Source organism: Chryseobacterium limigenitum (genome assembly GCF_900114875.1).
GTDB lineage: Bacteria > Bacteroidota > Bacteroidia > Flavobacteriales > Weeksellaceae > Chryseobacterium > Chryseobacterium limigenitum.
This window is the reverse complement of sequence record NZ_FPKW01000002.1, coordinates 124,402-136,906: the sequence shown is the minus strand read 5'-3', so window position 1 is coordinate 136,906 and position 12,505 is coordinate 124,402. Positions and strand designations below refer to the sequence as shown.

At 33.3% G+C, this 12,505-nt stretch carries 14 protein-coding genes; 7 read left to right on the top strand and 7 right to left on the bottom strand.

What is annotated here, in order from left to right; genetic code table 11:
* Window positions 1-72 precede the first annotated feature (72 nt).
* Genes BT156_RS03305 through BT156_RS03295 form a run of 3 tightly spaced genes read right to left on the bottom strand, consistent with a single transcriptional unit; the run spans window position 73 to window position 3,274 of the window.
* Window positions 73-1,041 (bottom strand): hypothetical protein, encoded by a 969-nt coding sequence (locus BT156_RS03305; RefSeq protein WP_072407206.1) that lies wholly within the window; start codon window positions 1,039-1,041, stop codon window positions 73-75.
* A gap of 2 nt (window positions 1,042-1,043) precedes the next feature.
* Entirely contained in the window at window positions 1,044-2,477 is a 1,434-nt protein-coding gene (locus BT156_RS03300) for an MBOAT family O-acyltransferase (RefSeq protein ID WP_072407204.1), read from the bottom strand.
* 26 nt (window positions 2,478-2,503) lie between these two features.
* Window positions 2,504-3,274, bottom strand: a complete 771-nt coding sequence (locus BT156_RS03295; RefSeq protein WP_072407202.1) for a class I SAM-dependent methyltransferase — start codon at window positions 3,272-3,274, stop codon at window positions 2,504-2,506.
* A gap of 98 nt (window positions 3,275-3,372) precedes the next feature.
* Between BT156_RS03295 and BT156_RS03290 the strand changes: the two genes are divergently transcribed.
* Together BT156_RS03290 and BT156_RS03285 are read left to right on the top strand one after the other, a co-directional pair.
* Complete coding sequence (locus tag BT156_RS03290; RefSeq protein WP_072407200.1) at window positions 3,373-4,212, top strand: glycosyltransferase family 2 protein; 840 nt, start codon at window positions 3,373-3,375, stop codon at window positions 4,210-4,212.
* A gap of 6 nt (window positions 4,213-4,218) precedes the next feature.
* Complete coding sequence (locus BT156_RS03285; protein ID WP_228429971.1) at window positions 4,219-5,373, top strand: glycosyltransferase; 1,155 nt, start codon at window positions 4,219-4,221, stop codon at window positions 5,371-5,373.
* Here the strand turns inward: BT156_RS03285 and BT156_RS03280 are convergent, their stop codons facing one another.
* The 3 genes from BT156_RS03280 to BT156_RS03270 are packed head-to-tail and all read right to left on the bottom strand — an operon-like array spanning window position 5,374 to window position 7,366.
* Entirely contained in the window at window positions 5,374-6,132 is a 759-nt protein-coding gene (locus tag BT156_RS03280; RefSeq protein WP_072407196.1) for an SDR family NAD(P)-dependent oxidoreductase, read from the bottom strand.
* Window positions 6,132-6,365, bottom strand: a complete 234-nt coding sequence (locus BT156_RS03275; RefSeq protein ID WP_072407195.1) for a phosphopantetheine-binding protein — start codon at window positions 6,363-6,365, stop codon at window positions 6,132-6,134. Before BT156_RS03275 ends, BT156_RS03280 begins: the two co-directional genes overlap by 1 nt.
* A gap of 26 nt (window positions 6,366-6,391) precedes the next feature.
* Window positions 6,392-7,366 (bottom strand): ketoacyl-ACP synthase III, encoded by a 975-nt coding sequence (locus BT156_RS03270; RefSeq protein WP_083582277.1) that lies wholly within the window; start codon window positions 7,364-7,366, stop codon window positions 6,392-6,394.
* Between the two features lie 43 nt (window positions 7,367-7,409).
* On the opposite strand from BT156_RS03270, the gene BT156_RS03265 reads away from it, so the two are divergent.
* Genes BT156_RS03265 through BT156_RS03245 form a run of 5 tightly spaced genes read left to right on the top strand, consistent with a single transcriptional unit; the run spans window position 7,410 to window position 11,800 of the window.
* Window positions 7,410-7,982, top strand: a complete 573-nt coding sequence (locus tag BT156_RS03265) for an acyltransferase (RefSeq protein ID WP_228429968.1) — start codon at window positions 7,410-7,412, stop codon at window positions 7,980-7,982.
* 8 nt (window positions 7,983-7,990) lie between these two features.
* The gene (locus BT156_RS03260; protein ID WP_072407193.1) at window positions 7,991-9,118 is read left to right on the top strand and encodes a glycosyltransferase; all 1,128 of its coding nucleotides are present in this window, start codon (window positions 7,991-7,993) and stop codon (window positions 9,116-9,118) included.
* Window positions 9,073-10,077, top strand: coding sequence for a glycosyltransferase family 2 protein (locus BT156_RS03255; RefSeq protein ID WP_072407191.1), 1,005 nt, complete (start codon window positions 9,073-9,075; stop codon window positions 10,075-10,077). Before BT156_RS03260 ends, BT156_RS03255 begins: the two co-directional genes overlap by 46 nt.
* Before the next feature lie 6 nt (window positions 10,078-10,083).
* Complete coding sequence (locus BT156_RS03250) at window positions 10,084-11,235, top strand: glycosyltransferase (RefSeq protein ID WP_072407189.1); 1,152 nt, start codon at window positions 10,084-10,086, stop codon at window positions 11,233-11,235.
* A 10-nt stretch (window positions 11,236-11,245) separates the two neighbouring features.
* Window positions 11,246-11,800, top strand: a complete 555-nt coding sequence (locus BT156_RS03245; RefSeq protein ID WP_072407187.1) for a serine O-acetyltransferase — start codon at window positions 11,246-11,248, stop codon at window positions 11,798-11,800.
* Window positions 11,801-11,901: 101 nt separating this feature from the next.
* Here BT156_RS03245 and BT156_RS03240 read toward each other — a convergent pair whose 3' ends face one another.
* Entirely contained in the window at window positions 11,902-12,228 is a 327-nt protein-coding gene (locus BT156_RS03240) for a winged helix-turn-helix transcriptional regulator (RefSeq protein WP_072407740.1), read from the bottom strand.
* Between the last annotated feature and the right edge of the window lie 277 nt (window positions 12,229-12,505).

The following is a 12,505-nucleotide window of genomic DNA, read 5'->3' as shown; positions in this document are numbered from 1 at the left end:
TTGAGAATTGCAAAATACAATTTATATAATTTACTTACAACCCTCTGTTTATGCTTTAATTAAATGCAATATCTACTGTTTTTTATCTAAAACTTTCTCCAATAACGGAGCTGCTTTTTCAGATAGAATTTTTGATCCTTTTCCGTTAAGATGCCCATAATCCCACCTGTTTTCATATTGATAAAATTCGGGATATACATCAGGATCTACAATGCTTACAACAGGAACCTGAAATGCATTTTGATAGGCTATCAGTTTTTTAGCATCCGGTTCTGCTGGCCCCGGAATAAAAAGAATCAATTGTATGTTTTTTTTCTTACACTTTTCATAAAGTTCATTTATTTTATTAACTAAAGCTTTATTTGGCGTGTATTTATTATGATCAGCATGATAACGTTCAAGCCTGTCGTTAATTACACTTTTCAGTTTCTGCTCCTCTGTTCTTTTCGTACTACTAAATTCTAGCGGAGAAAATCCCTGATTTTTATCAACAAAATTATTCTTTGCCTCACGAACAGTTCTCTCGTCAAAATATTTATTAATATGAAAAACATTTAAAGCAAAAGAAACCAGCGAAAGACCGATTTGCTTATAATCTTTATTCTCTTTATGATATTTTACCGCAAAAGCTGTGTTTTCGTAATTGAAAGATCCGAAACTTCTTTCTGTCTTAATATTGGTTTTGGTAACCTTTATTTTATCCTGCAATTCAACGATGATATATTTAGGTTTGAAATTCTTATTATTTAAGATAAAATCTAAAGTCTGAAAATTTTCGAGATCAAAACCTGCATTAGCTCCTAAATTATACGACTTTACTCCTTTTATATTTTGATCGATAATTTTACAGTCTATCTGATCATTTATTTTAGAACTTCCGATGAAATACATATTATATTCCGGATGTTTTTCAAGAAACTCCAGTTTTGCATTTAAAAACGCGTATGAATAATTCGAATTAGGGCTCAGAGCAAGTTTTATTAAGCCGATAATAAACATTACGACTATAAATAAAACTAATCTTGAAAGAAATTTTTTCATTTTTAAAACTGAAAATAAATAAATTCATTACTGCCGAAATTGGCGAAATTCAATATCAAATAGGCTACTATGACGTAAATAATGCTCTGTAGCCATGGCTTTCGGTTCTGAATTTTCAGTCCGTAATCATGTGTCCTGTTCCACCATTCTATCACCAGCATAAATACAATAAGCCCTGACAAGACCAGTCTAAACTGTGTAGGAAATGTAAAAAGACTTTCACTAAATATTCCCCTAATATATCCAATGGCATCGGAAACGCTTTCTGAACGGAAGAAAATCCACGCAAAACATGTAAGCGTAAAGGTCATTAAAATACTGAAAACCTCCCTGAAAGACGGAATAATTTTTCCCATTGCCACGACTTCCAGATGATGTCTGTTTTTTTCAGCTATTAATAAAGGAAGGAAAAATAAAGCATTCAACCCGCCCCAGATAATAAATGTCCAATTGGCTCCATGCCAGAAACCACTGACCAGGAAAATAATAAACGTATTCCTGATTTTCATCCACAATCCGCCCTTACTTCCGCCCAAAGGAATATAAAGATAATCCCTGAACCACGAAGAAAGCGAAATATGCCATCTTCTCCAGAACTCGGCAATATCTCTTGAAAAATAGGGAAACGAAAAGTTTTTAAGCAATTCCAGTCCAAATAATCTAGAGGTCCCTAATGCAATATCAGAATATCCTGAAAAATCTCCATAAATCTGGAAAGCGAAAAGTACTGCTCCTAAAACCAAGTTGCTCGCACTTTCCGTATGGTAATGACTAAATATTTCGTTAACAATCGGCGCGCAGTTATCTGCAATGACCATTTTCTTGAAAAATCCCCAAAGGATCTGAGCCATTCCATCTTTTGCTTTCTCGTAATCAAAAGATCGTTTTCTCTGAATTTGAGGAAGAAGGTGCGTTGCTCTTTCAATAGGTCCGGCTACCAACAAAGGAAAATAGCTTACAAATACGGCATAATCTACATAGTTTCTCTCTGCCGGAATTCGTTTTTTGTAAACATCTATCACATAAGACAGACCATGGAAAGTATAAAATGAAATACCAACCGGTAAAATAACTTTCAACACCCACATGTTTACACCAAATCCAAATGAACTTAACAGTTCGGCAAAGTTTTCTATGAAGAAATTGTAGTATTTAAAAAAGCCCAGAAAACCTAGATTGATCGCAATACTTAATGTCAACCAGAAAGTTGCCATTTTTTTTGTTTTACTGTTTTCAATTTGAATTCCCGAAAAATAATCCAGTCCGATAGAAAATATCAGAAGAAACAGAAATCGCCAATCCCAGCAGCCATAAAAATAAAAGCTGGCCGCCAGCAAAAGCATATTCTGGTATTTATAATTTTTATTGAATACACGCCAGTATAAAATAAAAACTATAGGTAGAAAAATTAAAAAGGCAATAGAGTTAAAAAGCATAGAATATTTTTAACGTAAAATGAATATTACTTAATAAAAACTCCTACATATTTCCCTTCGAATTCTACAACTTTGGTATCGATGTTATTTTTTTCGCAGAAATCCTGATACGCAGAATTATCACCAATATCATCACTTATAAATACTCCTCCTTTTCTAAGACGTACATACATCTCGTCATAAGCCCACATTCTCCCGTTATAGCTCTTGTCCGAGTCATAATGAAGAATATCAAAAGAAGCTGTTTCTGCGAAGATTTTCGGCAAAGATTCTTTATCTGCAAAACGGAATAATTTCCAGTTCTTTTTAAGATCTTCAGGAACAACGCATCCAACGTACTGATCTCCATCCTGTGCCAGATAAGGCATATCAGAGCTGTACAGAGTTCCGTTCCTTTTTTCAAGTGACAACAAGGCGGCTAATGAAGACCAGCCATAAGCAACACCTGTTTCGATAACATGCTGCGCTTTTGTAAATTCACATGAATAATAGATTAGTTCAAGTGCGCCTGCACCTCCCATTTTAATAGGACAATCTTTCTCTTTCTGCTCAGAATTTCTTAAAACTTCCTGAAAATCTGTTTTGAAAGCACTCATCTCGAAGCCAAAAAGCTGGGAAATAACTTCCTGCTGAGAGATAGATTTAGACGCAGCCCATGAATTGGTTTTATCTTTACCTTTAAAGGCATTACCTCTGTTTACGGTGTTTTTAACGATTTTCCTTCCTAGTTCCGGGTAAAGATCCGGTCTTTTAAGATAAGCTACAAATGTTTTGAGAACTCTTAGTATTTCACTCACTGTGTTAAAGTTTAAGCAACAAAAATAAAGATTTTTCTGTAATTTTTAATTTTTATCTTTGTGAAAAATTTATTAATTATAAAACACATACATCTCGGATGAAGTTTTCTATACTAATAGCCAATTATAATAATGGAAAGTTCTTCAAGAAATGCTATAACTCAATTATTGCACAAACGTATGATAATTGGGAAGTTATTATTCTTGACGACGCTTCTACTGACGATTCTTTAGAAGTCATAAAAAAAATAATAGGTAATGATGATCGCTTCAAAATATATCAAAATGAAGAAAACAGCGGTGTCGGCATCACAAAAAGTAAGCTAATTGAGTTGGCGGACGGTGATATCTGCGGATTTGTAGATCCTGATGATGCTGTTGTTCCTACTGCCCTGCTTTCGAGTATCCATATTTTCAAAAAAGATAAAGAGGTAGTTCTCACCTATTCAAAATACATGAAATGTGATGAGAATCTTGAACCGATAGAAGTCCCTAAACTAGCAAAACAGGTTCCGAATAATGATCCGTATTTTTTTAACTGCCCTGTGCGAATCGTTCATTTTGTAAATTTCAGAAAGGATATCTATAACCAGACCGAGAAAATGAATACTGTAATGAAGATTGCAGAGGATCAGGATCTGTATCTAAAGATGTACGAAAAAGGTAAAGTTCAGTTTATTGATGAAGCAAACTACTTTTACAGAACACATTCCGGAGGAATTTCTCAGAATGACAACAGGCCTGCGTCCCGTGAATATTTTGCGAAAGTAATTTTCAATGCCATGAAACGCAGAAACCTGAAAACGATAAACGGTAAGCCTATTCCCAAAGAATATACCAGTTCTACCGAAATTTATAGTTTATTAAAATATCAGAACTCTATTACATACAGAATAAAGGTAAAACTAAGAGTATTTTTACAACAAGTCTTTGGTTAAATGATGATGAATAAAAAAATAAAAGTGCTTTTCAGACACCGTTCCATGGAAATGGGAGGGGTGGAAAAGGTAATTTTAAGCATGCTTAACAATCTTGACAAAAACAAGTTTGAGATGACGATATGCTTAAACATGAATCAGGGTGAATTAAGGAATGAGTTCCCGACACATATCAGAAAAACATTTATAACAGAAGGAAAAGAAGATTTTTCTAAAAATTCTGTGATTCAAAAAATTCAGCTGGCCAAGAGAAGATTAAAACTAAAACAGGCAGAAAAAAGCCCGAAAATAGCTGATGCCATTTTAAACGAAAAGTATGATGTAGAAATTGCCCCTACCTATGCTGCTTATTCATCAGTTTTAAATTCAAGCAATAAAAATTCAAAAAAAATTGCGTGGCTGCATTCTGATTTATCACAAGAAGGCTTTGCACCTTTTCGTGAGGAAATTTTCAATAACATGAAGCAGTTTGATTACATCATTTATGGATCACAGCAGTGTAAAGATGTTTTAGATAAGAACTACCCAGATTTACAGCTTCCTCCCGGTAAAGTTATCTTAAATGCCATCCCCATTGAAGAATTGAAGGTAAAAGCAAAGGCTTTTGATCCTAATTTTGATAAGAAGATCCCAACTTTTGTTTCAGTAGGAAGATTACACTACAGAAAAGGGTACAGAACTCTTCTGGAGACTCATAAAAAACTTCTGGAGAGCGGATTGGTTCATAAAATTGTAGTAGTTGGTGACGGTGAAGATTACAGTCTTCTCCAAAAAAGAATACAAGAATTAGGTGTTCAGGATTCATTCTTGCTTCTCGGAACACAAATGAACCCCTACCCTTATGTAAAGAATGCCGATTTTTATATTATGCCCTCCGAGAGTGAAGGCTGGCCATTAATTATTGCTGAAACTTTAATCCTTCAAAAGCCCATTTTGGCAACAGCAGTTGGAGGCATTCCAGAAATGATAGAGCATAAATCTACGGGTTATCTTACCGAATATTCTCAGGAAAGTTTATTCGATGGAATGAAAGAATTTTTAACGAATAAAGAGCTGGTTCAAAGCATTCAGGAAAACCTGAAAGACATTGAAAAACAGTTTGATAATCAGAAAATCTTTAATGATGTGGAAGAGATTATTAAAGAAGTTCACAAAAAATAGTTAATGAGCTGAGTACCCCCCATCGACAACCAAATTTGAGCCTGTAATCCATTTTGCGGCATCTGAAAGCAGAAAAACACATGCATTTGCTACATCTTCCGGTTCTCCGATACCAAGCGGATGCTTTTTTAAGATTTCCTGTGACGATTCTTCGCCAACATCTTCAAACATTTTGTTCAGAATTGGGGTATTTACCATTGCAGGGCTAATGCTGTTAACACGGATATTGCTTCTTGAAAGCTCCATTGCAATAGATCTTGCCCCTGAAATTACAGCACCTTTACTGGCAGAATAGGCTGTTTTCCCTATTTCGCCCACCAAACCTGCAACAGAAGAAATAAAAACAAAGCTGGCAACTTCGCTTTTGTATTTTTTTAGAGATAAAATTTTAGCTAATTCAAATCCGGCAATGACATTTACAGCAAAAATATCATTGTAAAGTGTTGAATTATGCTTTTTCAAAGGCAGTGTTTTTTCAATTCCTGCGCAATGAATAAATCCTGATATTTTACCTAAAATTGAAACTTTCTCGGCAATTAATTCTTCAAGATTTTCAGCATTGACGATGTCTGCAATAATAACCTCAGCTTTCGAATCCGGGTCTAGCAATGACACTGTTTTTTTTAGCTCTTCCTCATTTCTTGCAATAAGAATAAGGTTGGCTCCGCTTTTACTGCACTCTACAGAACAGCTTCTTCCAATGCCGGAAGAAGCCCCTGTAATAAGGATTGTTTTATTTTGTAAGGAAAAAGGATTCATTAATCTTCAAAATTTTCTTTTCCTATAATATTCATTAAATCTGAAATTGTTTCAATATCTTTAAATTGCTTTGTGTCAATTTTTTTATTGAAATTTTCGTCAACGAAAGCAATTATTGTCAATAAACTGATAGAATCATAGCTTTCTAATCCTTTCAAATTAGTTTCAACAGTAAGCGTTTCGTCCTCTTCTAATTCCTCTTGTAATTTTTCTAAAAAAACTGATGTTTTCATAATATTTTTGATTTTATGATTAATTATTAAATTTCTATTATCGTAGCACCCCAAGAGTACCCTACTCCAAAACCAGCCAGCAATACCTTATCTCCTTCTTTTAGCGTCCCTTTATCCATCATATTTTTTAAGGCAATTGGAATTGTTGCGGAGACCGTGTTTCCTGTTTTCTCCATATCAATATAAAACTTTTCTGCCGGGATCTTTGTTTTCTTTCTTAAGTAATTAAGCATAAAAGAATTAGCCTGATGGAAAACAAAATAATCAATATCATCCATTGTTTTATTGTTTACCTCCAACGTTTCTTTTACCAATCCGGGAATATTTTCAATAGTAAAATTAAAAATTTCGGGGCCGTTCATATAAAGATTTTCCGGGTCAAATTCGTTGTTAGGATTGAGTTCAAAATCTTTTTTGAATGCTCCTTTTTTTACGATAAGGTTTTCGGCACCGCTTCCATCTGTACCAAGACAGAACTTATAATCCTCCGGGCTTTCAGATTTCTCAATAACTGCGGAGGCAGAGGCGTCACCAAAAATACTTCTGTTGGCCTTATCTTTTGGGTTGATGTGCTTGGTGTAAGTCTCAGAAGTAATTAGCAAAATACTTTTGGCAATACCTGCAGAAATTAATCCTTTTGCAAACGCCAATCCGTATACAAAACCGGAACATCCCAAATTAAAATCCATTGCACCGATATTCTTTCTCAAACCAAGTTTGTCTTGTAAAATACACGCTGTAGTTGGTAAAAAATAATCCGGACTTTGGGTACAAAATAGTATAAAATCTATTTTATTTCTGTCGTAGGTTTTAAATATTTTTTCTGAAGATTGTATGGCCAGTTCCAGAACAGTTTCATTTTCAGAAGAAATATGTCGTTGTGTAATTCCAACTTTCTCCTTAATTCTGTCTGAACTCCATTCGGGGAACTCTTTTTCCAAATCTTGGTTGGTAAGAATATCTTTTGGTAAATAATATTCAATTTTGGAAATTTTTATCATTTAAATTTTTTTTCTTTGCAAAAGTAAAAAACAATTTAGAATAATGATGAATTTAATATTTAGAATCCTCTTAAAAATACATTCCATTTATCATAATCTTTTAAATAAAGCAAGTTTAGAAGCAGCGAAATACCAGGGAATGAAAGTTGGCAAGAATTTTAATATGCCCGATAAAATTTATTTCGGTACAGAGCCCTATCTTATTGAAATTGGTAATGATGTGAGCATTGCCGGCGGAGTAAGGTTTGTAAACCATGGTGGTACGGCCAATCTTTTAAAAAAAATCCCGGGATATGAAGATGCAAGAATCGTTGGGAGAATAAAAATCGGTAACAACTGTATGCTTGGTTTAAATTCTGTCATTATGCAGGATGTACAAGTTGGCAACAACTGTATTTTGGGCGCGAACTCCGTTTTATCCCAGTCTATGCCGGACAATACTGTTTTTATAGGAAATCCCGCACAATTCCTTTGTACTGTAGAAGATTATGGTGATATTGTATTAAAGAACAATCCCAGCTATCCAAGGGAACTGGAGACAGATAAGAAAAAACTTGATCAATATTTAAAAGAAAATATTCCCCATAAGTATAAAAAAGCAAGGAGAATAAAATAAAAAACACAATGAAAAAAAAATTATTTATATACTATCAAAATCTCAAACCGGGAGGTGTTGCCAAGGTTCTGTGTAATCTCACCTGGGAACTGGCCGAAAAAGGACACCATGTAGAAGTTCTTTTTTTGATGGCTCCTCATGAAGATTTTTATCCCATGCATCCCAACGTAAAAAAGCATTATGTTGACTCTTTTGCAAATAAATATGCCCAATTGGGAACTAAAATTAAAAAAAAATATAGCTGGATTCCCAAAGCATACAATATCCATGCTTATTTATATGATTTAGGCTCGTATCAGGTTATGAATGATTGGGTTAAAAAAAACCATCACCAGTACGACACCATCATAACCTGTTGGTATAAACTTTCTTCAATGCTTTCTTTGAATAAAAAGGTTAGCCAAAAAAATATCGCCTGGGAACATTCTTCCTTTCGTGTCGGCGGGTTCATCTATGATAAATTACTGAGAAACAACTACAAAAAACTGAAAGGCATCGTTTGTATTAATAAACCTTCCGTAAAATATTATGAGTCTTTGAACAAAACTTTTTTTATCCCAAATATTGCCGACAGTATTTTTGAAGAACAACATTTTGTTCCAAATAATGAAAAAGAGAATATTATAAGTGTCGTTGGGCGACTGGATAAAACCAAGAATGTTTTTGAACTTGTTAAGATATTTAAAGACACCATAAAACCACCCGACTGGAAATTACAAATCATCGGTGATGGCCCTGAAACAAGTATTATTGCTGATTACATTAAAGAACATCATTTAGAAGACTCTGTTTTATTATTAGGAATAAAAAAGCCAGCCGAAATATCAGATTTATTAAGAAAATCAAAAATATTTGCCTTCACTTCTCTCAGTGAAGCATTTGGGCTAGCGTTACTTGAAGCAATGTTTTGCAGTAATGTTATTGTTGCCTATGATTGTGAATTCGGCCCTTCAGATATTATCAATGAAAAGAATGGATTTTTAATACCTTTACACAATACGAAGATGTTTGCTGAAAAGCTGGAAACCCTTATCAGTAATGATGAAACATTAAGTAAGCTTATGAAATCATCTTTCGAAGAATCAGGCAAATGGAAGAAAGAAAAAATAATAGAGCAATGGAAAGAAGTACTTTAGACGACAGCATTTACATATCCGTTATCGTTCCGGTATACAATGCTGCAGCCAGTTTGCATAAATGTATTGACTCTATCTTAGAACAGACTTATACCGAGTTTGAATTGCTTTTAATAAATGACGGGTCTGCGGATCATTCTCTGGAAATAATGAATTCTTTCACCGAAAAAGATGCAAGAGTTAAAGTTATTGATAAAGTTAAGAACAGCGGTGTAAGTGATACCCGAAATATTGGAGTTTCTTATGCTAAAGGAAAAAACATTTGTTTTATTGATTCTGATGATTGGGTTGAAAAAAACTACCTTCAGGTGTTTATTGATAATTATGAGTCCTCTGAGACTTTACTTCTTCAGAATCTTATACGAGGAAAACCCAGGGAACTGTATTATAAAACTTATCCGTTACAGACAGACTTTTCAGAATTATTTGTTAAAAATAACTTATTATATTATGGCGCCCCTTATGTAAAATTCTTTGACAGGGAGATTATAATAAAAAACAAAATTCTTTTTAATAAAGAAATCAGCTACGGTGAAGATTTGATGTTTTTTCTGGAATATATAAAACAAATTAAAGCCATAAAGATTATTGACGCAGCGCTTTATCACTATGAATATACCGAAAACTCTTTAAGCAGAGTACAGCATTCTTTCAACACTCTTTTTATATTACATTCTGCCATAAAAGATTTTATTTCTTTTCAAAAGCAAAAAGAGAAAGAAGTAAAAAAATATCTTTACAGGGTTGACTGGGACATCGCCGAAGCCAGTATAGATCAAGGAATTATTGGTAAAAAACTAAACAGGGAAGAGGCGCATAAATCGCTGCATAAGATAAGTTCATCTTTGGATTCCAACCATTTTTTATATTCAAGCTATTACCGAAAAGTCTTATTTTTACTTCTTAAAACAAGACAATTTGGTCTATTGCTAAAACTTAAAAGAAATCTAAATAAATAATATTCTATTGTTTTGAAGAAAAAAATATTAATTAGAATCGGTTCTCTGCGTCATGGCGGAGCAGAAAAAGTTTTAGTAACTTTTCTAAAAAACATTCCCGCAGATAAGTATGAAGTAGATTTATTAATCAACTTATATTCGGGCATTTATATTAAGGAAGTGCCTTCTTGGGTCAATGTTTTTTACTTGTTGAAAGGAGAAATGATTACAACCAACAGACCTCATGAAATTCCTGTAAAAGCTTTTCGTGTTCTTTATCAAAAGATGTTTCTATGGTTTCCTTCCCTGCTTTATAAATTTGTTCTGAAAAATAAACAGTATGATATTGAGCTGGCTGCTATCCACGGATATTACAGGGAAATTTTATCAAGTCCGCAGAAAGATTCAAAAAAAATAATCTGGGTTCAGAATGATATTTTTAATCTAAAAGAATATACCACAGACATTATAAGAGAATTTTTCAAGTTTGACAAAATATTGGTCATTTCCAACAAATTGGAAGAAGAAATGCACAAACTTGCCCAAAACGAAGCGGAAAAACAATCTGTTATAAAAATTTTCAACCCGATTGACAAAGAAGATACACTAAAAAAAGCAAATGCTTTTGTTGATGATTACCCTTTTGACAATAATATCCCTACTTTTGTAAGCGTCGGAACTGTTTATCCTCAAAAAGGCTATGACAGACTATTGCAAGTTCATAAAAGACTGCTTGATGAAGGCTTTAAACATCAGCTTCTGATTATTGGTGACGGATATGATCTGCATAATATTCAGGCTTTGCTTGATCAATTAGGTCTGCAGAAAACGGCAAAAATGTTAGGTTTTAAAAGTAATCCTTATCCTTATTTGAAAAAGGCAGATTTTTATATCATGTCTTCTCGCCACGAAGGATTTCCCACCATTATTGCAGAAGCGCTTATTCTTAATAAACCGATTTCTGCGACAGATATTTCGGGAATTAAAGATCTGCTGCAGGACGGAAAATTAGGAACTATAACTCCAAATTCTGAAGACGGAATTTATGATGGGATGAAAAAATTCCTTATCGATAAAGATCTTGCCGAGGAATACAAAAAACAAATAAATAACACAGATCTGCCTTTCGTTTTGGAAAAATCTGTACAAAAGCTTCAAGAAATAATTGATGAAGTATAAATATTAAACTATGCCGAATTATTCCATCATACAAAAAGATTTTTACCGCGAAAGTGGAAAATGGCTTTCAACATTTGAGATCTTAACGAAATGCATCAACCCCAATCTGCACTTTATTTATATCTTACGAAAAGCTCAAAAACATAAAGAAAATGCTATTCTTGGAATCTTCTGGAGGATAGTTTTAAGACACTATCAAATAAAATACGGCTATCAGATCTATCCTGAAACTGAAATTGGAGAAGGATTTTATATAGGACACTGGGGAAGTCTGGTCATAAACCCTAAAGCTAAAATCGGCAAGAACTGCAACATCGCGCAGGGGGTAACTATCGGACAGCAAAACCGCGGAAGATTCGTAGGTTTTCCTACCATTGGAGACGAAGTCTGGATTGGTACAAATGCTGTAATTGTAGGTGGGATAACAGTCGGAAGGAATGTTCTGATCGCTCCAAATGCCTACGTTAATTTTGATGTTCCTGCTGATTCCGTAGTGCTTGGGAATCCCGGAAAAATTTACTCAACTAGAAAATCTACAGTAGGTTACATCAACAATAAAGTATAAATAATCATATAGATTTATAAATCTATATTACTTTTTTAATAAAAATTTACTTCTCTATTGCGGGAAGTTATTTTTTTGTTGACTTTTATGAATCAAGTATTCTAAAAATTCTTATTCATCATAACACCCTCCAGCTGTTCAAAAACAGGAACAAGTGATTTCCCCTTTTCTGTGAGATGGTATTCGATATGTAAAGGTTTTCTTTTAATCACAATCTTTTCTAATATATTCATTTCTTCAAATTCTTTTAACGCTATTGCTAATGATTGTTTATTGGAACCTTCTATTTGACGCAGAAGATGATTAAAACGTAAAGGTGATTTAATAGACAGCCGAAATATTTCAGGTTTTAATTTTCCGGAAAGAAACTTTAAAAGTTTTTGTACAGGGCAAATTATTGAATCATCATTCATATTATTAGTGGTCATGTTTTTTTGACTTATTTGTTTGTGTTTCTTTAAAAAATATATTTGCACTAAAAATTAGTGCTTTATATTACTCCGTACAAATCTAGTCAAAAAAAAAATTAATAAAAAACTAAAACTCCTTATCAGAAAAATAATTTAAAATACTAAGTTGGTTTAACACAAGAAACAGTAAATTCATTATTACAGAATCTTTTTCTTCATTTCCTAAGTTGGGAATGAAATATTTAACATTAACACCTGGAGTTCTATCTCAAATTTATATGATTCTTAAATAACT

What these genes read in the sequence shown, in the direction of transcription:
- BT156_RS03280 (WP_072407196.1), bottom strand. Translation starts at nt 6,132, where the DNA reads ATGAATCCTTTTTCCTTACAAAATAAAACAATCCTTATTACAGGGGCT.
- BT156_RS03275 (WP_072407195.1), bottom strand. Translation starts at nt 6,365, where the DNA reads ATGAAAACATCAGTTTTTTTAGAAAAATTACAAGAGGAATTAGAAGAG.
- BT156_RS03260 (WP_072407193.1), top strand. Translation starts at nt 7,991, where the DNA reads ATGAAAAAAAAATTATTTATATACTATCAAAATCTCAAACCGGGAGGT.
- BT156_RS03285 (WP_228429971.1), top strand. Translation starts at nt 4,219, where the DNA reads ATGAATAAAAAAATAAAAGTGCTTTTCAGACACCGTTCCATGGAAATG.
- BT156_RS03265 (WP_228429968.1), top strand. Translation starts at nt 7,410, where the DNA reads ATGATGAATTTAATATTTAGAATCCTCTTAAAAATACATTCCATTTAT.
- BT156_RS03290 (WP_072407200.1), top strand. Translation starts at nt 3,373, where the DNA reads ATGAAGTTTTCTATACTAATAGCCAATTATAATAATGGAAAGTTCTTC.
- BT156_RS03270 (WP_083582277.1), bottom strand. Translation starts at nt 7,366, where the DNA reads ATGATAAAAATTTCCAAAATTGAATATTATTTACCAAAAGATATTCTT.
- BT156_RS03245 (WP_072407187.1), top strand. Translation starts at nt 11,246, where the DNA reads ATGCCGAATTATTCCATCATACAAAAAGATTTTTACCGCGAAAGTGGA.
- BT156_RS03255 (WP_072407191.1), top strand. Translation starts at nt 9,073, where the DNA reads ATGGAAGAAAGAAAAAATAATAGAGCAATGGAAAGAAGTACTTTAGAC.
- BT156_RS03300 (WP_072407204.1), bottom strand. Translation starts at nt 2,477, where the DNA reads ATGCTTTTTAACTCTATTGCCTTTTTAATTTTTCTACCTATAGTTTTT.
- BT156_RS03305 (WP_072407206.1), bottom strand. Translation starts at nt 1,041, where the DNA reads ATGAAAAAATTTCTTTCAAGATTAGTTTTATTTATAGTCGTAATGTTT.
- BT156_RS03240 (WP_072407740.1), bottom strand. Translation starts at nt 12,228, where the DNA reads ATGACCACTAATAATATGAATGATGATTCAATAATTTGCCCTGTACAA.